General features: G+C 36.6%; 20 protein-coding genes. 2 read left to right on the top strand and 18 right to left on the bottom strand.

All coding sequences use genetic code 11. The features are described 5' to 3' along the window. Positions 1 to 822: 822 nt before the first annotated feature. From FNK51_RS20255 to FNK51_RS20245, 3 genes are all read right to left on the bottom strand, one after another. On the bottom strand, positions 823 to 1,035 hold the full coding sequence (locus FNK51_RS20255) for a hypothetical protein (protein ID WP_098372361.1): 213 nt from the start codon (positions 1,033 to 1,035) through the stop codon (positions 823 to 825). 881 nt (positions 1,036 to 1,916) lie between these two features. Continuing rightward, the gene (locus tag FNK51_RS20250) at positions 1,917 to 2,555 is read right to left on the bottom strand and encodes a long-chain fatty acid--CoA ligase (protein WP_141994469.1); all 639 of its coding nucleotides are present in this window, start codon (positions 2,553 to 2,555) and stop codon (positions 1,917 to 1,919) included. Positions 2,556 to 2,909: 354 nt separating this feature from the next. Further along, entirely contained in the window at positions 2,910 to 3,089 is a 180-nt protein-coding gene (locus FNK51_RS20245) for a hypothetical protein (protein ID WP_141994468.1), read from the bottom strand. Positions 3,090 to 3,448: 359 nt separating this feature from the next. Between FNK51_RS20245 and FNK51_RS20240 the strand changes: the two genes are divergently transcribed. Then, on the top strand, positions 3,449 to 3,820 hold the full coding sequence (locus FNK51_RS20240; RefSeq protein WP_098372364.1) for a cyclic-phosphate processing receiver domain-containing protein: 372 nt from the start codon (positions 3,449 to 3,451) through the stop codon (positions 3,818 to 3,820). A gap of 371 nt (positions 3,821 to 4,191) precedes the next feature. Here the strand turns inward: FNK51_RS20240 and FNK51_RS20235 are convergent, their stop codons facing one another. From FNK51_RS20235 to FNK51_RS20175, 13 genes are all read right to left on the bottom strand, one after another. Next, entirely contained in the window at positions 4,192 to 5,109 is a 918-nt protein-coding gene (locus tag FNK51_RS20235; RefSeq protein WP_141994467.1) for a DMT family transporter, read from the bottom strand. Next, entirely contained in the window at positions 5,102 to 6,019 is a 918-nt protein-coding gene (locus tag FNK51_RS20230) for a GntR family transcriptional regulator (protein WP_141994466.1), read from the bottom strand. The genes FNK51_RS20235 and FNK51_RS20230 overlap by 8 nt, the downstream gene beginning before the upstream one ends. 156 nt (positions 6,020 to 6,175) lie before the next feature. Further along, positions 6,176 to 6,319, bottom strand: coding sequence for a hypothetical protein (locus tag FNK51_RS20225; protein ID WP_286177145.1), 144 nt, complete (start codon positions 6,317 to 6,319; stop codon positions 6,176 to 6,178). A gap of 414 nt (positions 6,320 to 6,733) precedes the next feature. Continuing rightward, the gene (locus FNK51_RS20220; protein ID WP_141994465.1) at positions 6,734 to 7,564 is read right to left on the bottom strand and encodes a class I SAM-dependent methyltransferase; all 831 of its coding nucleotides are present in this window, start codon (positions 7,562 to 7,564) and stop codon (positions 6,734 to 6,736) included. 338 nt (positions 7,565 to 7,902) lie between these two features. Further along, the gene (locus FNK51_RS20215) at positions 7,903 to 8,724 is read right to left on the bottom strand and encodes an alpha/beta fold hydrolase (RefSeq protein ID WP_098372368.1); all 822 of its coding nucleotides are present in this window, start codon (positions 8,722 to 8,724) and stop codon (positions 7,903 to 7,905) included. Positions 8,725 to 9,379: 655 nt separating this feature from the next. Further along, on the bottom strand, positions 9,380 to 9,835 hold the full coding sequence (locus FNK51_RS20210; RefSeq protein ID WP_397429082.1) for a hypothetical protein: 456 nt from the start codon (positions 9,833 to 9,835) through the stop codon (positions 9,380 to 9,382). Positions 9,836 to 9,877: 42 nt separating this feature from the next. Further along, positions 9,878 to 10,375: a (2Fe-2S)-binding protein gene (locus tag FNK51_RS20205; protein ID WP_098372369.1), complete on the bottom strand. Its 498-nt coding sequence runs from the start codon at positions 10,373 to 10,375 to the stop codon at positions 9,878 to 9,880. Then, complete coding sequence (locus tag FNK51_RS20200) at positions 10,368 to 11,210, bottom strand: FAD binding domain-containing protein (RefSeq protein ID WP_141994464.1); 843 nt, start codon at positions 11,208 to 11,210, stop codon at positions 10,368 to 10,370. The genes FNK51_RS20205 and FNK51_RS20200 overlap by 8 nt, the downstream gene beginning before the upstream one ends. Continuing rightward, positions 11,210 to 13,531, bottom strand: coding sequence for a xanthine dehydrogenase family protein molybdopterin-binding subunit (locus FNK51_RS20195; RefSeq protein WP_141994463.1), 2,322 nt, complete (start codon positions 13,529 to 13,531; stop codon positions 11,210 to 11,212). Before FNK51_RS20195 ends, FNK51_RS20200 begins: the two co-directional genes overlap by 1 nt. A 42-nt stretch (positions 13,532 to 13,573) precedes the next feature. Then, a complete protein-coding gene (locus FNK51_RS20190) occupies positions 13,574 to 14,176 on the bottom strand; it encodes a nucleotidyltransferase family protein (RefSeq protein WP_141994462.1) in 603 nt (200 codons plus the stop codon). Further along, positions 14,173 to 15,114 carry an XdhC family protein gene (locus FNK51_RS20185; protein ID WP_286178799.1) on the bottom strand — a complete coding sequence of 314 codons (942 nt, stop codon included), beginning with the start codon at positions 15,112 to 15,114 and terminating at the stop codon, positions 14,173 to 14,175. Before FNK51_RS20185 ends, FNK51_RS20190 begins: the two co-directional genes overlap by 4 nt. A gap of 319 nt (positions 15,115 to 15,433) precedes the next feature. Continuing rightward, positions 15,434 to 15,889, bottom strand: a complete 456-nt coding sequence (locus FNK51_RS20180) for a HEAT repeat domain-containing protein (RefSeq protein WP_141994460.1) — start codon at positions 15,887 to 15,889, stop codon at positions 15,434 to 15,436. A 325-nt stretch (positions 15,890 to 16,214) separates the two neighbouring features. Next, positions 16,215 to 17,042, bottom strand: coding sequence for a TrmB family transcriptional regulator (locus tag FNK51_RS20175; RefSeq protein WP_141994459.1), 828 nt, complete (start codon positions 17,040 to 17,042; stop codon positions 16,215 to 16,217). Between the two features lie 138 nt (positions 17,043 to 17,180). Between FNK51_RS20175 and FNK51_RS20170 the strand changes: the two genes are divergently transcribed. Beyond that, the gene (locus FNK51_RS20170) at positions 17,181 to 17,810 is read left to right on the top strand and encodes a homoserine/threonine efflux transporter (RefSeq protein WP_098372376.1); all 630 of its coding nucleotides are present in this window, start codon (positions 17,181 to 17,183) and stop codon (positions 17,808 to 17,810) included. A gap of 296 nt (positions 17,811 to 18,106) precedes the next feature. Here FNK51_RS20170 and FNK51_RS20165 read toward each other — a convergent pair whose 3' ends face one another. Both FNK51_RS20165 and FNK51_RS20160 read right to left on the bottom strand, forming a co-directional pair. Beyond that, positions 18,107 to 19,402, bottom strand: a complete 1,296-nt coding sequence (locus FNK51_RS20165; protein WP_286178797.1) for a (Fe-S)-binding protein — start codon at positions 19,400 to 19,402, stop codon at positions 18,107 to 18,109. A gap of 32 nt (positions 19,403 to 19,434) precedes the next feature. Continuing rightward, on the bottom strand, positions 19,435 to 20,841 hold the full coding sequence (locus FNK51_RS20160; RefSeq protein ID WP_141994457.1) for an FAD-binding oxidoreductase: 1,407 nt from the start codon (positions 20,839 to 20,841) through the stop codon (positions 19,435 to 19,437). Between the last annotated feature and the right edge of the window lie 6 nt (positions 20,842 to 20,847).

Here is a 20,847-nt window from a genome sequence, read left to right as displayed (position 1 = left end):
TTACTGAGGGGCTCTATTTTTTTCAAACCTGATATTTAACGAACTACAGGAATGCTAACCTGCACCGTTAGTTGCATAAGGGTACTTTCTTCTCTAATTTGAATGTATGATTTGTATAAGAATCTTACATTCAAAAGACCACCAATTTGGTGGCCTTCTAAATGAACTAAGACAGTCGTTAGTTATTAATGTGTTTAAATTTTAATTGGCTTCAAATGGTAACTTTCTAATGTCGGAAACATCCGTGTGTTCGTAGTTAATCACTTCGAATCCATTCGGTGCAGCCTAGGTCCTTCATAAGGATTATGTTTTATTTGTTTTTCTTTTTTCAATTTCTTTTTTCACCAAAGGAATTACCTTTTCTTTTACTGCCTTTTGTACTTTTGGATCATTTATTAATTTTTTAAATTTGTCTTTCAACATTCATACCTCCGATTTATTAAATTTGGGATTTAACTAATATGGAGTTGTGTCCTAAAAGGAATAAGATTCTGCTATCATATGATAATTGTACTCTAAAGAATACATTGTGTCTTGCAGGAGCCAGACAACCAAATGTGAAAGAAACAGATTAATTGGTATACTTTAATTTTATTATTTCGGATATATAAACTTTAATTCATCATGATAAAAATTAAAATAGATAAATTACTAATATCGTAACCCATTACAATGCAAATAAATCCTGGAACGATTTCATGCTGAATCTAAATAAAAGGTAATTATAGTAAAAGGAAAAAACTCACTTAAAGATAGCTTTCATTTTCAGCTAACACACCTGTTAGTTGTAGAAGGATTTTAAAGCCATGGACTTACGCTCCACTAAAAACTTATAGGGGCTTCTTCACGAGTACAGGTCAGGTATTTTCGGGATACAGCATTAAAATATCCTACATCAATAATTGCTTTTTCTCCTTTATCAGGGCATTGAATATGCGTCAGCTGAAGTGATTCATTGATGATGACCAAGTCTATTGCGTCCAATTCCTTTTTGCAGCACGAACATTTTACAGCTAGTAAGTTTTCTTTTTCCATTAAAGATGCCCCCTTTTGATAAATAGGTATTCTTTATTTCTAGTCGCTAATCCTACCAGTTCACATAACTGTCAAAAATTTCTTTTTCCATAAGTATTCAGCTGGATCTTCATAGCTTGTTCAACTAACCTGTCCCGTTAGTGCCATAAGAAAAAGCCGCCTTAAAGACAGCTCTGATCTTCAGCTAACGCACCCTTTAGTTGAATAAGAATTCATTGTGGCTATTACCAAGAAGATATTACAAAAGCTTCAACCAATCGGCTTCCGTCCATTACTCTCCGATACATTGGACGAAGCTCTTGAGGACTTCAATCTTTAACTGGAAATAAAAAAAAACCCTACTCTTTTCGAAAAGGGTTCTTCTTTTGGTTATGTTTAAAAATAGTGTTGAAAATTAAGCGATTTTTTAAGGAATACTGTGACATATTTATATGAGAATTGCTCGAGAGTTTAAGAAAAACGTTTAACCAAACATTACTAAGATGTTTGGTTGGTCATTAAAGCGTTCAAATAAAGTAGGAGCATCAATAAAATTAAAACCGAACATTCCTTAGCTAAAGAATGTTCGGTTTCCTAATCCATAAATTTTCTTGAAGTAGCTTTAATATCTAGATGCTTTCCTGATACCTCATACCATAAACAAATCATTATCAAAGCATTTCTGATGTTGGCCTTATATGTACTGGCATGATGCTAAAGAAATCTCTTTTATAATAGAGGTTGTGAAGGAATGTACTTAAAGTAACCAGGCAATTTAGTGTAATAATGCAGTTACCCAACCAGCGTGCGGCTTTTGATTAAACTAGTATATAAACATAATCAATTGCCTCTCAAAATGAAAGAAACTCCAACAGAATGCTGGAGGATTCTTAAGATTATTTTTAAAACTTATCCGGAAACTGCTTTATAACTCCCGCAGAGATAGTATCCGCCATTAAGATTATATGTGTGACCCCTTCGTCAATTGAAACGATTCTTCCGTTCCAATTTTTTGCTAAGCTTGTAGATAAATCATTTGTCACTAATTTCAAATGCATATAAAGCAAATTTTTTAGATCTTCATTTTTCAAATAGGGGTTGGCACCGCTAAGGAAAGCTGCTATTTCATCAGCATTTCTATACCATTCTTTGTTTAGCTGTTTCACCAAGACTTCATTTCCGCTTTTAGCCGCATCTACAATCTTTCCCGCAATAACAATATGCTCCTTAAGCAAATCCGTAAGTTTGTTCCCAGCTTTCTCTCCGTATACTGGCTTTATAGCATTTCCAATATCCTCCTGATTTTTCAGAAGCCTAGCCAATACCTGTTTTTGATCCTCCGCTCCAGCTGTTGTTGCACTTGTAATGTAATTACTTGTCCACAAAACATGATCAATCCAAAGTTTCCTGAATTCATTTGCGAACTTTAGCTCAGATTGACTAACACTTTGTACCTGCGGTTTAGCGTATGCACTGGTTGTTCCAGACACCATGCTTAGAGGAAATAAAAAAATAAATCCCATCAACAATAATTTTTTCATAACACCATCTCCTTCCAAAGTTTAATAACACCTTTTTATTATTGATATATAGGATTTTAATATTCATAATAATGGTTCTACTTCACATGGTCCTATGTAAGCTGTTTTTTATAAGATTAGGTCATTTATCATAGTATTAATACACGGACACTACAACGTGCAATTTGTGCCTAAAATATGATGAACTAATGTTTAAATTACTTGAAACTTCAAGAATGAGACGCCAAGAAATAGTGGGTGTAATATAGGAGCAAGTTAAATTTGACATAAAAAAGCGCCTTTCTCAGGGGCGCTAAGCTGGTTATTTATAGTTAATAAATTGATTCCCTTTATATAAGACAGTGAATGTTGGTTTTACCCTTTTGATATAGTGCAGGAATCAACGTTACATTCTTTTAAAGCATTATCAATCAATGAAAGCTGATCATCAATCATTGATAAGTAGAAAATATGATAGTCATTTATTTGTTCCTTTAACTCCAACAGCAGCGTTTTGTCCCTTAGTACAAGGAAAATCTCTTCTGGATGTAACATATCACTTCTCCTTTTAGGTAAGATATTACCTTTTACCCTAATTATTACAATTATTAACTTTTAAGCGGATGTTTTGTATCATATTTCACAAGGAATATTTAGAGGGAGTTACTAAACTGTCCGAAGACAATAGGTTAGTTAAAAAAACCATGCAACTGAGTTTCATAAGGGAGTGGCTGAAGAAGCACAACGATAAGTATAAAGAATATTTATAAAAAAAGGCTGTCGTATATTAGCCTTTAACGTCGAAAATGTCCCCTTCTTACATTGTTGTGTTAGACTTAATATATAAAACCATATTTTCTTGGGGTTTTTTGACTTTTATTAATCACACTTCTATAAGGGAAGGAGTATAAGAAATGGAGAAAATCAGCGTTTTTCTGGATGACTATCGGAAAGCTCCCGATGGCTATGTGTTAGTCGAGACTATTGACGAATGTATAGAGCTATTGCAAAACTTTGATATTGAACACCTCTCTTTGGACCATGATTTATTAAATAAAACTAGGAATGGTTTTATGCTTGTTCAAAAGATGGTCAAAGAAAAACTTTTTGCTAACCGCATCACTATTCACTCTGCCAATTCAGTTGGCGGTAAAGCAATGTATAACTGTTTAAAGCAAGCACAACGGAATTTAACAATGCCCCCTGCCATTATTGTTTCCTTACGCCCCCTGCCCCTCAAATTCTTCCCGTCAAAGGTTCTGCAACATTATATAGATATAAGGTAAACTCTTCTCAATTACATTTCATAGAAGAATTATACGATGCTTTTGAGATCGTATTGCGGAAACGATTTTTTTTGCTTTAATTCAACCTGAAGATGGTACTGTTAATGAGTTTATTGTAATACCATCTCGACAACAGCCGTAATATGTAAAAATTGCTCAGGCTAGAAAAGCATTTTTAAAAATCAATGTATTTTTGAATGATTAAATGCTTGCGTAAAACTCGTAAAATACAAAAAAAGCAATTCACATGTAGTGTAATTGCTTTTTTTAATGTATGTTCGAGCTTCATGGTAGTTTATAAGTTAAAGTCTATATATCGCTTTATATTCTACAGCAGAGATTCCATTATTTTGCCCGGTTTACAACAGATATTACTTGTTTTTTACGATTGATAAAATCGTAATAGTGCTTATAATGCAGAGTGTGCCGAGCCACTCGGCAAAACCGAATGTTACATTCAGCCAGAAAACGGATATTAAGGTTGCGGATAATGGCTCAACTGAAGCTAATAAACTTACCTCTGAAGCAGAGATGAATTTTGTACTTTCCAAATAAAAATAAAAAGCAATGATCGTTCCGAAAATGATGATGAATAATACCGCTGAAAATGAAGGTAACGTCCAACTGCCTTCGAATGCCCATGGAGGATGAATCATGCTAAAGCATATGCCCCCAATCAACATGCCCCATCCCACAACAATCATTGAACCCCATCTTGAAAGGAGTTTAGAAGGCTGCAATGTATAGAATGCCAATGCAAAGGCTGATGTTATTCCCCAAAATACTGCCCACCCGGAAATGGAAAGTGTACGTATGCTTCCTCCTGTCACAAGCAAAAAAGTGCCTAAAATCGCTATGATCACAGCTACACTCACAGTAATGCTTGGAAAACGTTTGGAATGAATGGCTAAATAACAAGTGATCAGGGCCGGTGCCAAGTATTGAAGGACTGTGGCAGTGGCTGCGTTGCCATGTTCAATTGCTGCAAAATATGTGTATTGAACAGCGAGCATTCCCAAAATTGCAAAAAGGATAATTTGAAGCGCATCTTTTTTAGTTTTCCAAATCTCAAAAACTTTCAGTCTTTCATTCTTATACGCGACCCCCAATAAGATGATCCCAGAAAGCAACAAGCGTACAACAGTGAGCCACTCTGGACTGAAACCTTGCTGCTGGAATAGATATTGAGCGGCCGTTCCTGATACTCCCCATAACGCAGCGCCAGTCAGTACTAGTGCAATTCCTTTATTTCTTGAAGTTGATATAGCAACTAAAGTATCATTACTCATTTTTTTCTTCCCCACTTTTTACACGTTTCGTATGGGCTTGAATTCTAAAGTAACTTTCTTTCCAATTCTTTTCTATCACCTTAAGCACCATAGTGAGATTTCCATTTCTTAATGCCTGTATGATCTGATCATGCTCATCAATGGAAAGATGAACATCACTTACCTGATTGAAATAAAACAGTTCCATTCGTATAAGCTTTTGTTTGAGTCCTGATAGAATCCGCTTCAATTCATCATTTGTAGAAAGATTGATGTAAATGGAGTGAAAGTCATCATCTTTCTGAACGGCCATTATTTGATTTCCCTCGTCGATTGCTTTTTTCACTTCATGATTGATGGCTTCCATCTCAATTAAGTGTTTTTCTTCAATAAAATCAAAAGCCTGTTCCATAGCCAACTTTTCCAGTGTCCAAACAATGGAATATATGTTTAATACCCCTTCGAATTGAATAGGGGAAACAATAGTTGAACGACTAGGCTTGGTCTCTACAAATCCCTCATCCTCAAGCCTTAAAAGTGCTTCTCTAATGGGGGTTCTGCTTACTCCCAATTGTTCAGCTAATTCTTTGTCGCGTAATTGTTGGCCTGGCGTTAGGATTCCCTGCACAATCCAATCCCGCAAAATCATGTATGCTTCTTCACGTACAGAAGTACGTTTAATTTTATGTGATGAATTTGAATGCACCAACGGCTTTACCTCCTTGAAATACCAATATATAATATGCAATATATCACATATCGCATGCCGTTGAAATAGAAATAAGAAAGTTTTACCGCTGTATTTTTTAATTGATTTCATAATTGCTCCACCACATGGCGTAAGACTCAGTCGTGATGGTCTCGTCAACGGAGAAAGTAAAAGCCAAGAATAATAGAATTCAAACATTTTCTTTTCAAACCAAAAAGACAACACTCACAACCAGAGTGCTGTCTTTTTATTTGAGATTATCCCATCATTAATAAGTTATTCTTTTGCCCTTGGAAAGCGGAAAACTGCTAACCTTTATTTATTTTCTAAAGTATGAACGGTATAAGAAACTTAACTCATTCTTTACGCAATAATATGTTAAATAAAACTTAAATCTTTCCCTCCATTGTCCAATACGATTCCTTTTGCAATCTTCAAGACCCCTTCGGCATCATTGAGATTGACTAATTCAACTGGGGAGTGGGAATATCTGCGCGGTGTTGAAAGAACTCCTACTGGTATCCCTTTATTCGGGGAGTCATTCCATTAGGGTTGGTCATGTCAAAATACCAAAGAAAGACGACTTTAGTCAAACTTCTTCCCTTGCAGCAAAATTCCGATTGCGAATTCCATTCGAATTGTTTCGAATGTTTTCTAAAAAAATGTCTTGAAAATGTCTTGGTGCTGACCGCACTCATTACAGGAATATTCTATTTCTAATGCATCTTCAGTTACTGTATGTACTGTCTCTTTTTTACAAGTTTCACAAAATCTCTTTTCGGTTATTTCTTTCATGTATCATTCACACTCCGTTTTCCCATCATTGTTTGTAGCCTTGTTAATATTATTTTGCGAATATCCTTCAGAAAAAATACCTTTTTCCTGAAGTTCCTCAAAAAGAGGGAAAAGTATTCAGAGAAAAAGGTACCAAGATATTCAATTACCCTTCGGATTCCAATACATCAAAGCGGCATGAAACGGATATTCGTATTCGAAAACTCCTTCTTTTTCCACCACATATTTATTAAGGATCGTTTTTACTTCATCATAGGAAAAATGTTCATCGAGAATTTTTGTTGTATTATCGCGAATCATTTCTTCATAGGTGGAATAGATTTTTTTACTTTTCAATTTAACGATCTTACAGTCCGCCAGTATTCCAAGTTGATACAAAACATTCAAGATGTGTATGTAATCCCGCTTTCTTAAATTGATCGTATATCCTCGTTGCTTCAACTCCATATAATGAGGTTTTTCTGGGCCGGTTGTCATACCTACAATCACTAACCGGGCTGCAGAATCATTCATTTTTAATAAGGTTTGACCGATTTCTGTCATACGGTAATAACAATTAAAACCAAATACTACATCATATCTGTCTCTTTTAGTATCACTTTCCCACTTATCATGAATCAATTCCATGTTTTCGAAATCTTTTTCGTTCGCCTGGGATTCCAAAAAACTGATAATGCTTTTGGAACTATCTATACAAGTTAGCTTCCTGACTTCTTTTGCAATATCGAATGTATAATTGCCCCATCCAGGGCCGATTTCCAAAACATGATCATCCTGTTTTAATAATGCCAATAACTCTTGCTGCACATGTTTTGCATAAGGATCCGCTTTATGTTGTTTTTTCTCTGCCACCTTGGAAGACCAAAAAGCTTCTTCTGCTGCATCATCTTTTAGCCTGTTAGGTATCTTCCCTGTATGATCTGCCATTGCCTGTTTCCAAAGTTCAATATAATCAAAATTATCGGTTTTCATCCGCACGCTCCTCAAATTATATAATTTATGTATAATAATTTTTTCTTAAACTATTCTTACCCCATAGTTGCAACAGAAAAAGAGCTGCAAATCAGCTCCTGATAATGAACAAAGCCTTTTTATATTATAATCTCTCAACATATTAGAATTGGTCATACTCAACTACTTGCAGCGTTTTGTCCAAAGACTCACTGCTTTAGGGCTTTCTATTTCTCTATTTTATAGGTACTCTTTTTAATAATACAATAAGATTATCAATAAAGTTTTGTTAACATTAATCGAAAAGGGGAAAGCTGACGTTTCATCCACTTCTCCCCTTCTATTATCTTATAAAAGGTTTACACGTTTTTAAAATGCTGTTGGATATAAGAATTCACTTTATCAGGCACTTCGATTTGGATAAAATGCCCGGCATTTTGAATAATGTGAACCTGTGCATGTGGGAATCCTTCTTTCTGGAGCTTGTAGGCAAATTCAAAAGGTATATAAGGATCCATCTCTCCCCAAATTATTGTGACAGGTATTTTGATCTGATTTAGTTTTTGATTGTACGATTTTACCTTTTCTATATTTCCGGAACGGTATAGATCTAAGATGACTTTACAAGATTCGGGTGTTCTAAAGACACGAAAGAAGTCTTCCAGAATTTCGTCAACTATGCTCGGAATCGTTTTCTTCAATTCAGTTTGAGCTTGGGGATCATCTGACATGCGCTTCATTATTTTCTCCCCGGCATATGGTGTTCTCCAAATCTGAGCAAGTGAGTGCCACTTATAATCTACTGATATGGTTGTATTTGAAACAAAGAGACTTAGTATTCTCTCTGGATGATCACATGCCCATTTCAGTCCAATAAGTCCGCCCCAGTCATGTACAATAAGGTGGAATTTATCTAGTTTTAGTTCCCTTGTAAAATCCGATACAAACTGTTCATATCTTTCCCATGTTGAGGATTCATCAAACTGTTCACTTTGGCCGAATCCAGGGAGGTCCGGTGCAATGGTTCTAAATCCACAAGACACAATGCATGGAATCATTTCCTTCCACAAAAGGCTGGACTCAGGTACCCCGTGCAATAAAAGAACTGGGGGATCATTAACATTGCCTTTCTCGATATAAGATACCATCTTTCCATTTATTATCATTTTTTTCTTTTCCACTTTTATCTACCTCCTGTATAAAGTATTTTGAAACCTTATTAGCATTAAGCCAGGTGATAGTTCCTGGCTAGAATGGGGATTTCTTTAGAATAGACTATGGATAAAATAACCATATAGAGAGTTTAAATGGAATTACTATCAAATTCCCTCTCTCATTTCTATGTTAGTTTGCTATTTAATGCTTGTGTTTTTAGATTTTTATCCAAAGTTTATTCAAAAATGGATTTATCGTGGATATGGACTCCTTCAATTCTTTGTCCGAAATTTATTCGCTTCCATCTCTACCCTATATAACATCAAACAGCACAACAAAAAAAGGTAAAGCCACAAAAAGGCCTTACCTCTGAAATGATTAAAACCTTTATTACTCTAAAGGTATCAAAGTTAATTGATCAATCCACTTAAATTGTACTTCCGCTCTATAATGCATGATCTAATCATTACGGGTGTTTCATCTAGTTCATTTGAATCCGTAAATGATTCAAAGTTTCTAACCCAATCTTTTCTAGGTTTTAGGTAGGTTCCTTTATTGTAATTTAGACATCTGTGGACTTTTGCTGAGTGAAAAAAAATATGAAGATGATAATGGGAATGGCTATTAGAAAGGCATTGTTTCTCGAACTTTTAATTGTAGGAATATCTGTTAATGACATTTTTACTCATTCCCTTTTAATGTAGTTAATAATTCTGGTGGTACATTATAGTGCTTCTTTACAATCGTATTAAAAAAATTATAATCTTCAATTGGCAATGCCGGAACAACTTCAGGATAACCAAAAATAGGACCGGAAACATTAATTGAGAAATCACCTGACGAAATAAATATTCCAGTCACATGTATGGCATCATTGATTAATAATATAGCTATAATGATGTCCAATATATCGATAAAAAGATTTCCCACTTGCGAGTGGTCCTTCCCTTCTAAACGATGGCCCCCAAAAAGAGGCCCACCTAATGAGAGACTAAATCTGCCTGCTCTTACAAAAACGCCAATGATTGTGATTTGTCCAGTTAATAATAGGATGGCTGTTGTAATTTCGAGATTACGCTGAAAGGAGTGAATTACTTTTTTTTCTGAATTATCTACACAGGTTTCAATCAATATCACCACTCCCCATGTAGGCATTTTATTCATATAAACGGGCAAACGTCACTGATTTGTTTGATTTTTTATATTTAAAAGTTCTATTACTGAATATATTGCTTTTTCAATTTCTTTATATCCGGTACATCGACAAATATTCGAAGAAAGCCATGTTTCAATTTTTTCAGGACTTGGGTTCCTGTCATTAAGGAGTAAAGCCTGGCAAATCATTATAAATCCTGATGTACAATACCCACATTGAAAAGCAAAATGTTCCACAAATGCTCTCTGAATCGGGGTATTCTTGAGGCCCTCTATTGTAAGGATTTCTGAATCAATGGCTTCAATGGCTAACATTAAACAGGATTTCATTGGCTGTTTATTCATTATAACCGTACAAGCGCCGCAATCTCCATTTAAACATCCAGGTTTAGCTCCTGTAAGTCCAATTTTGTCTCGGAGAACATCTAGCAATATATCTGATGCCAATATATCCCTCTCATAACGTTCTTTATTTATTTCTAATTGAATGGTAATTTTTCGATCCGCCGAATGGCTATTCATGTTCCTCACCACCTATATATGACAAAATGTATGAAAGGGTATTTTCTAAAACAAATAATCTATATTCATTGGATCCTTCTATATCGTTTAAAACAGGAGTTGGTAAAAACTCAAAAGAGGTTAAAATTCGATCTTTAAAAGATAAACTCTTATCATTTAGTTTGTTTTCCATTTGAATTGACCGAAAAGGATATGGGCATATCCCGCTGAATGCAAATCGAATAAATCCTTCTTTTTTTAATGAGGCAACTGTTAAAAGCGGATATCCCGTTTTCCATTGCTGCCTTTTCTTTACACTAATGTGTTTAGCTTTCAGATAATCTTTTTCTGTTACAATTTGTACGAGAAATTCCCCTTCGTCAAGTCGTAGCTCTTTTTGGAAAATTTCATTAATAAATTCTTTCCTCGTTCCTTTTGGTCCTTCAATAATGACAGTACTATCTGATAATAAAAATGGAAGAACTGACTCTCTATAAAAAATTTGACCACATATGTTTCCACCTATAGTGATTTTATTTCTTGATGTATAATCAGCAACTTCTTTTGAAGTATCCGCTAATAGCGGAAACAGCCTATTTTCTTCGATTGCGCGTAAACTCAATGTTGAGCCAATGATCAGTTCTTGGTGTTGAAACCCGAATGCATTACATTCGGGAATCCCTTTTAAATCAATAATCGCATCGGTGTATATAAAATTTAAACGTCCTAATGTTAAAACTTCAGTCCCTCCACCATAATACATAGGTTTTTTTTCTTGAAATTTTAATAGTTGATAAAGTTCAATCGCCTCTTTTATCGATTGAGGTTTATAATAATCAAAATTATAAGGTAACATTACGCTCTTCTCCCTCTCTTCCCCCTCCAAATGAGTTCAGGAAGTAATGGCAACTGGTTCAAAGGAATCCCAGCAGCCAAAGATAAACTGTTACCTAAAGCAGCTGGCATACCAAGAAGCCCATGTTCTCCAAGGCCCCTTGCGCCATATGGGGCATCTAAGTGTGGTGTTTCTACAAATTCACAGATATATTCAGGGTTTTCTCCATATCTTAACGGTCTATAGGTTCTGAGTTGAGGGTTTAATACTCTGCCAAGGTGATCGAAATAGAATGTTTCACGCCCACCAAATGCTATGCCCATGCTCATTGCACCCATTATTTGTCCTTCTGCAGTTTTTTGATTCAGAACCTTTCCTGCATCAATGACAGATATTGCCCTTACTATCTTGTAAGTATATTCATTTATGTCATACTCTACTTCTACCCCTTGTGCGCCAACAGTCCATTCAGGACCTGGTCTGCCCGCACCTGTATTGGGATCTAAATTTGTTATATGTGGTATGGTATATTGCCCTCTACCGATGATTTGTCCTCCAATTGTGCTTCCGTCAGGATATGTATACCCATACACTAGCCGTTTGAAAGGAATTTCTATATTCGGTTCCCCTTTCATAAAGACCCTTTCCTGGCCAAGGACGACGTCTTCAATTGGAGCTCGTAATACACAAGAAGCAAGTTTCTTTATTTGTAAAAGAGCATCTTCCACAGCTTGAATCGCAGCCCTTCCTGCCATTAATGTTCCACGGCTTGCTACCGTTTTCCAATGTTCTGGAGTATTTTGTGTATTTACCTTCATCTGAACGTTTACACGATCAATTGAGACCTTTAATTTATCTGATACAATCTGTGCTAATATCGTTTTCGTTCCTGTACCAATTTCTACTAGTCCTGAAATAAGGTTTACACTGCCATCAGGGTTAAAGGTTAAAATGACACCAGATCCAGCGTTGGTATCGATCGTTGAAGTTTTCCATATACAAGCGATCCCTTTTGCCCTTATTATCTTGTCGTTTATTTTAACTAACTGGCCCTCTTCCCAATTCATTTTTTTCTTAAGCACTTGTATGCATTTAGGAAGATTACCTACCGTGCTTGAATTCAATTTAACTTGTGTTGGGGTGGAGTTCCCTGGCAGTATCGCATTCATTTCACGAAGTTCAAGTGGATCCATTCCAAGCTTTTTTGAAAGAGAATCCATAGTCCGCTCAAAAGCAAACAGAACTTCTGAATGGGCGAAACCTCGATAAGGCGAGGCATATGGATGATTTGTATACATACAGAGAGAGTCACACCAAATATTTTCTATATTGTAAGGTCCGGTGCAATCTACAGCTCCAGCACGGCTTAGATCTGTAGCTTTGTCGGCATATGCTCCCCCGTCCCATAAATACGTCAGCTCTGCGACCTTTAGCAAACCAGATTGTGTACAACCTAATTTAATGGTAGCATCTAATCCAATATGACAAGGTGATGTCAAAATATCCTCTTCACGACTATTTTCAACTTTTACTAGCCTGCCATTAACGGCCTTTGACGCGATATAAGCTAATAGTTCAAGTTGGACCGAGGCTTTACCACCGAATGCCCCTCCAACAAGTGGAGTGTTTACTATGACGTTTCCAATTTCAACATCAAAGTAATCACTTATCAAACGCTTGATCATGAAGGGAGCTTGAGAAGAAGAAGTGATAATGATCTTATCATCTGAGTGAATTTCCGCTAAAGAACATCTTGTTTCCATGGCTGCATGGTCGGAGGGGGAAAAAGAAAACTTTTCCTCAATAATGATTTCGCTCTCTTGCCAACCTGTTTTTCTGTCACCTTTTCTGATTTTGGTTCGATTTGCTATATTTGTGCCTGGCTCGGGAAATACCTCGGATATTTTTTTATAGGTGTCTAAATCTGGGTGGAGTAGAGGGGAATTGGGATTTAAGGCTTCCGTTGGTGAATTGACAACGGCTATAGGTTCATAGATAACTTGAATATTGTCAGCTGCAATCTCTGCTTGTTTCATTGTATCAGCAACAACAAGTGCTACTACTTCTCCATGATAGCGGACTTTATCTTGAGCTATGGGGTACCGATCCCTGATTTCTTCTCCTGTTAGTGGTAAATTCCCACCTGTTATGATTGCACGAACGCCTGGAACTTTTTCAGCTTTGGTTAGATTAATATTTTTAATAAGGGCATGTGCATAAGGACTAATTACCTTTTTAACATGGAGAATTTTTACTTCTTCGCGGTCTCCTGTGTAAATCGCCTGCCCAGTCACCTTTTCCCAGGCATCTTTTCGAGTTACCCCTTTTCCGATAATATCCATATAGTCTCCTCATTTTCATTATTATTCTTATTTAATTGTTATTTAATTGTTATCTATTTTGTTTTTCCAAAAAAGATATTCTTTCATATTATCAATATCAACAAACCATTTTTTCACATAAAAAGGAACAAGTATCCCCTTTTCTCTCTTCGCCATTAGAATCTGTCTTGCGCCTCGGTCTCCTCGTAAAAGGTGAATGTCGGAAAAGAGATCTTTGTCAATAAGTATGGGAGGTCGTATACAACCATAAAAACTAGAGGCAACAAAGGAGTAATTAGGGTTTCTTTTGTATATTTCGATGAGTTTGTTTATCATATTTGTTGTTATAAAGGGCTGATCAGCAAGTAAAATTACTACGGCGTCCGAATGTATGTTGTTTGCTGATCGTATACCTGTTTGGAGTGAATGGGATTGACCTGCTTCAGGTTCTTTAATTTCGACCGTAATTATTTTTTCAGAACAAAAACCTGATAAATCTAGGTGGTTTAAATGATTTGAAATAATGATAATATCGTTAAGTTCAGATAGAACCGCTTTTTCTAATCCCCATCTTCCCATTTCTTTATTTCCTAATGGCAATGCTAATTTATTTATACCCATTCGATAACTATTTCCAGCGGCCAGGTATACCCCAGTTATTTTCATTCGGGATGTCCCTTCATTCTTTTATGCTGAATTAATTCGGCTATAATGCTAACTGCAATCTCGAAAGGGCCCTTAGCTCCAATTGATAAACCGATCGGTGAGTGTATATTATTAGGGGTTTTCGTGTCAAATAAACTGGCTGTACGTTTTTTGGAACCTAAAATGCCTATATAGGATAATGACTGATTCATCATTAGTGAAAGTATTTCTTTATCTCTCTGAAAGTTATGAGTCATGATGATAACATAATCATCTTTTTTAAAAGATAATTGTTCCATAATTTCAGTTGGGAATCCTATAATATGGCTAACTGCGTCGGGTATATTATTTTCGTTACAAAGCTCGGACCTCCAATCGCAAACAGTAACTAAAAACCCTATTGAGGTAGCCATAGTGACAACTGGATATACATCACATCCAGCTCCAAAAATGATTAAACGCGGTTTAGGTATAAACTTTTGCATATAAATAAAGCTAACATCATTATCTTTGGGTTCATTATTATTCTCATCCTCTGGCCGGAAAGAAGACCCCAATAAGTTCCACTCATCATCTAACTCAATTTGATGGACGATTACCTTAGCTTCTTTAATGGAAGCCAAGACATATGAAAGATTTTCTTTTAATTTATGGTCCACATACTCCAGTAATATATATATAGTTCCGTTACAACCTGTTCCAATTCCCCATTCTAGATCTTCATCACTTTCCATGTGATAAACAAAGGTCTCTGTATTTTTCCTTTCAAACACTCTGCAAGAATGAAGAATAAGATCTTCCTCGATACACCCAACACTAATAACGCCTAAAGAAGTACCATCTTTTTTTATAAGCATGGAGGTACCTTCACGCAAGTATGCTGAACCTTCTACATGAATGATGGTAGCCAATACACACTCCATGGATGTCGATTGAATTTCTTCAAGGATAGTATACATTTGATTCACTTGTCTTCCCCCTGGTCTTCTATGAGTTCATTCATTCTATTAATATCATTATGTTGATTTATAAAAAAAATGTGTTTATATAGAAATAGAATTATTCTAGTGCGGGCTGAACACATGGGAAATGTGGTTTTTCTTGAATTGTGCTTTAGAGGTTCACAGTCATTTAATCCTTGTATGCAAGAGAGTGTCGCATTCGATGGTTAAAAAAAAGGGGAGGGATATAAATGTATTCCTAGTTTATTGGTAAACAAAAAGGAGCAAAAATTTTGCTCCTGCATCCAATCTTATTTGTTTTCCTTTTGAATAAATTTTATCTTTTCGATAAAGCAGACCAAGTATTTTCTAACCAATTATCAAAATCTGCCCCTTTTTCACCCTCATAGGTATCATATATATCCATTCTCATTTTCTGAAGTTTCTCTTTGAATTCAGTATATGAGTGATTTTCTGGTAAACTCTTCTTGATCCTTACTAAGATTTTGGTTAATCCTTTAACCAATTCGCCCTTTTTCCTTGGTGGCAATTGGACATCTTCGCCTAATCTTTTCAGTTGACGGTATGCAGCCTCTTGAACTTTATATACAGAATCACTATTCATGATATGTGTGAGAATATCGATTACTTGTTTATTTTTTGACTGACCTAACTCTTCGATCGCATCTAAACGTTCTCTCCAATTAGATTTGCGATTGGCAGATTTTTTTAATTCCTCATAGTTGGCAGGTAACTCGATACCTTTTGTTTCTTTATTATTCAAATGAATCATTTCTCCTTCTGTCTTTATGTAATCCGGATATCAAAATGTTAATCCGATACTACAATAATCCCATTACCAAGAATGGTTTATTCCATTCTTCATTATACCCGTTTCCATATTTTAATATAGTTATATTTCTTAATCATCTGCTGTATCTTCAATCAGTCGGGTGCCGGGGGCGATGCTTTGCTTCTAAAAACTTACCTGCACCTATGCTCAATAAGTAACTTCATCTTTAAAGGGCATAAATTCTGCATGGATTCATGCCCCTATTGTTGACTATGAAGTAAGCTTTTCTTATTATGTTGTAAAAACAGACAATAATAGCACAAATCTAGTCCACGTAATGTTTTTTATAATCTGGATGGATAGAAAATTTTTTACGTAAATTAGCGAGGTTTACACCAAAGCTTTCTTCTAAAAGTTCTCTATGTTTCTCCATGATTTCCATGAGATACAAATCATGAATCATGACTTCTGTAATGGGCATTACCAAACCTACATGCATGGTCCATGCTGCACGGCTATCTTTACCAAGCGAGACAATACCTGCTACTACTTCTGAATCATCTCCACTAATAACAAGCCATCGTCCACCATACTCTTCTGTAATTTCATGCCCCATATAATGGAGGTAAACATTAGCAAAATCACAGACGATTTCCCCATAGGCAATAATTGTTACATTGACTCCTTCATTTGCGGCCTGTCTTAGTTCAGACTCTAATTCTTCGAATTCGTCTTCCCAAATCTCTAAGAGTATTCTTTTTTTAGCAGATAATATACAAGCTTTTACCTTATCGAGTATTTTATTGCGCCCCATAATATTCCAGATGTTTTCACGATCATTTGCAGAACGTTCAAACTCCGCTAATGATTTTTCTGCCAGTTCAAAATTTTCTTCTGCTTTCATGCGTCGGTTTTTTATTAGCTCCCTTGCAGGAACGGGAGTATACTGTGGTGTGTTTCCAGGACTAACCAGAATATCTCCTCTTATTGCGAGACTGTCCAGTATTTCATATATTCTTGAACGTGGTACACCGGAGTTTTTTGCAACTGCATAGCCTGTTAATGGCGATTCTTCCAATAAGGCAAGATATGCTTTCGCTTCATATTCGGTAAAATTTAGATTTTTTAATGTGTCTAAAATGTTTTCTTTCATAAACCCTCCACACAACCGTAGTTGCTACCTTTGTAACTAATATTTTAGCAAAATCTGTTGACGATTTCCATTTTCATCTAATATACTTACATAAGTAGTTACTTTAGTAACCACTATTAAAGGGAAGGGAGAAATAGTATGGATAGCTTACTTACATACATATCAATAGTTGCAATGATGGTTATTATACCTGGAGCAGATACAATGCTCTTAGTGAAAAACACGCTTAGCTATGGTCCAAAAGCCGGACGTTATACCGTTCTCGGAATGGCAACCGGACTTTCTTTTTGGACGCTTATTGCCATTCTTGGACTATCTGTTGTCATCGCAAAGTCTGTGATTCTGTTCAGTACAATCAAATATTTGGGAGCCGCCTACTTAATTTATTTAGGGATAAAAAGTTTTTTTTCTAAAAGCGTTTTTTCCTTAAAAGAAATTCAAGCACAAGCAAATACACCTACGAAGTATTCAAGCCGGCATAATAAAGATTCCTTTATGCAAGCATTACTTAATAATATTCTTAATCCAAAGACCGTTTTAGTTTATATAACAATCATGCCTCAATTTATCAATTTGAACGGAAATGTAAACCAGCAATTGATTATATTAGCCTTCATCTTAACCTTACTTGCGGTATTGTGGTTTCTTTTTCTTGTTTTTCTAATTGATTACGCAAAAAAATGGATGAACAACTCTAAATTCCAGAAAGCATTCCAAAAATCAACTGGCTTAATTTTAATAGGTTTTGGCATAAAAACAGGAATTTAAGTTCATTTACTTACACATCTAATTTGATTCTATCCGTTCAGAAAATTGAACGGTTTTTTTCATATGTATATACATGCAATTAACATACTGTATACTAACCTGCACTGTAAGTTGCATATAATCAATCTTTCATCCGTACAAATGGCACTGCATTATTAATCTACAAAGAGTTTTTCCTCATTCATTAAGTTCCCTAACATGGTCATTAATTAATTGAAAAATAAAACGTCAGCATTTCCCCATAAGTGCGAAAATGCTGACGAGTAATGTCTTATGAAGTTTTAATATCCTTTTTGTCAATCCAAGCCGCATGCCTTGGCAAGTATTTCAACAAGATGCATACTTTTGATTTGGTTTGCTGCCCCCTCCCTTTGAATGCCAATACTCATTTGCATTTGGCAGCCCGGGTTAACGGTCACTACTGTAGTGGCTTTTGTATCTTTTAGGTTCTTCATTTTTTCATCCAATATCTTCATGGATTCATCAAAGTGAAGAAGATTGTAAATGCCTCCAGATGCACAGCAACGGTCAAACCCTTCCATTTCCACATAGGAAACACCTGGTATGGATTGCAATAATAAACGAGGCTCCTTTTGGACCTTTTGAACATTGCGTAAATGACATGAATCTTGATAGGAAACGATGCCTTGCCATTCTTCAGTAAAGGGGAGTGGCCCTAATTGATGAAGAATTTGACTGATGTCTTTTGATTTTTCCGAGAAAGCCCTTGCCGCCCCAGCCCATTCGTGATCATCTGCCAATAAATGTCCATATTCAAGAAGCGAAGCGCCGCAGCCTCCTGCGTTATTTACAATTACATCAGCATCTGATTGCATGAAGGCTTGGATATTCCTCTTTGCCAATACTTTCGCTTGTTTTGTTTCACCTTGATGGGAATGCAGTGCACCGCAGCAATTCTGATTTTCAGGGAGAATGACCTCACAACCTGCTAAGGTGAGCAGCTCAATGGTAAGACGATTTATTCGTGACATCATGGAATCCATGATACACCCAGCAAAAAATGCCACTTTTAATTTCGTTTCCCCTTTTGCCGGCATTATCGTACCTGTCCGGATTCGTTTGGAGGACGTCTCGATGGCTGGAAGTGCTTGTTCTAAATGTGCAAGGGCTGGGGAAACCTTTTGCAGTACATTCGATGAACGGAAAAGCTTGGATAATCCTGTTTTTTGATAGAACTGTACTGCACTACCAATCTTGTTCATCCGTTTTGGATATGGAAAAAGATGAACCAATGCCAGTTTTTTGATCTTGTTCATTTTGTTTTTTTGGTTAGCTGACGGGGAGTTTTCAATGGCTTCTTTTGCCGCTTCCAGTATATGTCCGTATGGCACACCGACAGGACATGCGGTTTCACAAGCACGGCAGCCTAAACATAGGTCGATCGGTTCAGCTAAATCTTTTTGGAAATCTATTTTCCCTTCGGCTGCCATTTTCACTAGATTGATTCGACCGCGTGGAGAGGCAGATTCCACTCCCATTGATTCATATGTAGGACAAGCTGGTAAACAGTAACCGCATTTTACGCATTGGTTTGTCCAATCATAGGCATCTGAATATAAATTATTGGCCACTGAATTTGTCTCGTTCGGTTTGACGGATAGATTCATGTAACCAACACGACCCTTGTCTGGCCTTTATCAGGAAAAATCTTTCCTGGATTCAGGATATTATTGGGATCCCATGCTTCTTTAATTTTTTTCATCATATTCACCCCTGTTATTCCTAATTCCATTTCCATATAAGGTGACTTTAAAGTACCGATACCATGTTCCCCGGAAAGTGTTCCGCCTAGTTCGATTGCGGCTTCAAAAATTTCACTGACTGCAAGCTCCACTTTTTTCATTTCCGTAATATTTCGTTTATCGGTAATGATGTTCGGATGTAAATTGCCATCCCCTGCATGACCGAATACAACCAAGTTCAACCCGTATTTCTCCCGTATAGTGTTTAATCTCTCCATCATCGCCGGTATTTGACTGCGTGGAACGGTCGCGTCTTCAGAAATTTTTGTAGGACCCATTTGTGTAATGGCCGGGGAAACAGATTTACGCGCACTCCAAATAGTTTGGCGTTCTTCCTCTGTCTCCGCTATCTTGACGTAGGAAGCACCCTCCGCCTTGCATATATCGGCGCATTTATTGATTTCTTCCTCAATCGCCAATGGGTGACCATCTATTTCTATGATCAGAATGGCTTCTGCCTGTAGAGGTAATCCTGAAGGCCGATAGCTTTCGACAGCACGGATACACGCGTTATCCATCAGTTCCAGGGCAGATGGTAGAATCCCTGACGATAAAATGCTGGTAATGGCATGGCCAGAGTCTATCAAATGATTGAAGTGGGCGACAAAAGTTTGTTTAGATTGAGGTTTTGGTATTAAGCGGATGATTGCCTCAGTAACGATGCCCAGGGTACCTTCCGATCCTACGATCAATCGGGTCAAATCATAACCTGTTACATTTTTTACGGTCTTTCCGCCAGTACGAATGATTTCTCCCGTCGGGGTGACCACCTCCAGGCCTATCACATATTCTTTTGTCGTTCCGTATTTCAATCCCTTTGGGCCGCTGGAGTTTTCTAATAGATTCCCGCCTATAGTGGCAACATTGGAACTGCTTGGATCCGGTGGATAGAACAAGCCGGCTTCTTCAGCCTTTTTATGGATATTTGCCGTAATCACACCTGGTGAGACAATGGCAAGCATATTTTCCCGATCAATGATCAATTTATCCCGTAAAAGGGTCATATCAAGAACCATCCCCCCTTTAACAGGTAATGGGCCTCCACTTAGCGAAGTTCCAGATCCTCTAGGGTAAACAGGTATTTTGTGAGTATTGGCCAATTTAATCACTTCACTGATTTCCTTCGCATTTTTTGGCTGTATAACGATTTCAGGTAAATATTCCCCAAAAGAAGCGTCATAGCTATAACAATACCTTTCTGCCAAATCAAGGAACATTCTGTCATCTGGAATTACCTGCCTAAGGTCGTCCAAGGCTTCTTTCTCCATGCCTCT

Origin of the sequence: Bacillus sp. B4EP4a, assembly GCF_006680105.1 — a bacterium.
Taxonomy (GTDB): Bacteria; Bacillota; Bacilli; order Bacillales; family DSM-1321; genus Peribacillus; species Peribacillus simplex_E.
This window is presented reverse-complemented; position numbering and strand designations above follow the sequence as displayed.

What these genes read in the sequence shown, in the direction of transcription:
- FNK51_RS20190 (WP_141994462.1), bottom strand. Translation starts at nt 14,176, where the DNA reads ATGAAAATAACTGGGGTATACCTGGCCGCTGGAAATAGTTATCGAATG.
- FNK51_RS20160 (WP_141994457.1), bottom strand. Translation starts at nt 20,841, where the DNA reads ATGGAGAAAGAAGCCTTGGACGACCTTAGGCAGGTAATTCCAGATGAC.
- FNK51_RS20205 (WP_098372369.1), bottom strand. Translation starts at nt 10,375, where the DNA reads ATGAATAGCCATTCGGCGGATCGAAAAATTACCATTCAATTAGAAATA.
- FNK51_RS20185 (WP_286178799.1), bottom strand. Translation starts at nt 15,114, where the DNA reads ATGTATACTATCCTTGAAGAAATTCAATCGACATCCATGGAGTGTGTA.
- FNK51_RS20255 (WP_098372361.1), bottom strand. Translation starts at nt 1,035, where the DNA reads ATGGAAAAAGAAAACTTACTAGCTGTAAAATGTTCGTGCTGCAAAAAG.
- FNK51_RS20195 (WP_141994463.1), bottom strand. Translation starts at nt 13,531, where the DNA reads ATGGATATTATCGGAAAAGGGGTAACTCGAAAAGATGCCTGGGAAAAG.
- FNK51_RS20235 (WP_141994467.1), bottom strand. Translation starts at nt 5,109, where the DNA reads ATGAGTAATGATACTTTAGTTGCTATATCAACTTCAAGAAATAAAGGA.
- FNK51_RS20170 (WP_098372376.1), top strand. Translation starts at nt 17,181, where the DNA reads ATGGATAGCTTACTTACATACATATCAATAGTTGCAATGATGGTTATT.
- FNK51_RS20200 (WP_141994464.1), bottom strand. Translation starts at nt 11,210, where the DNA reads ATGTTACCTTATAATTTTGATTATTATAAACCTCAATCGATAAAAGAG.
- FNK51_RS20245 (WP_141994468.1), bottom strand. Translation starts at nt 3,089, where the DNA reads ATGTTACATCCAGAAGAGATTTTCCTTGTACTAAGGGACAAAACGCTG.
- FNK51_RS20175 (WP_141994459.1), bottom strand. Translation starts at nt 17,042, where the DNA reads ATGAAAGAAAACATTTTAGACACATTAAAAAATCTAAATTTTACCGAA.
- FNK51_RS20220 (WP_141994465.1), bottom strand. Translation starts at nt 7,564, where the DNA reads ATGAAAACCGATAATTTTGATTATATTGAACTTTGGAAACAGGCAATG.
- FNK51_RS20250 (WP_141994469.1), bottom strand. Translation starts at nt 2,555, where the DNA reads ATGAAAAAATTATTGTTGATGGGATTTATTTTTTTATTTCCTCTAAGC.
- FNK51_RS20180 (WP_141994460.1), bottom strand. Translation starts at nt 15,889, where the DNA reads ATGATTCATTTGAATAATAAAGAAACAAAAGGTATCGAGTTACCTGCC.
- FNK51_RS20240 (WP_098372364.1), top strand. Translation starts at nt 3,449, where the DNA reads ATGGAGAAAATCAGCGTTTTTCTGGATGACTATCGGAAAGCTCCCGAT.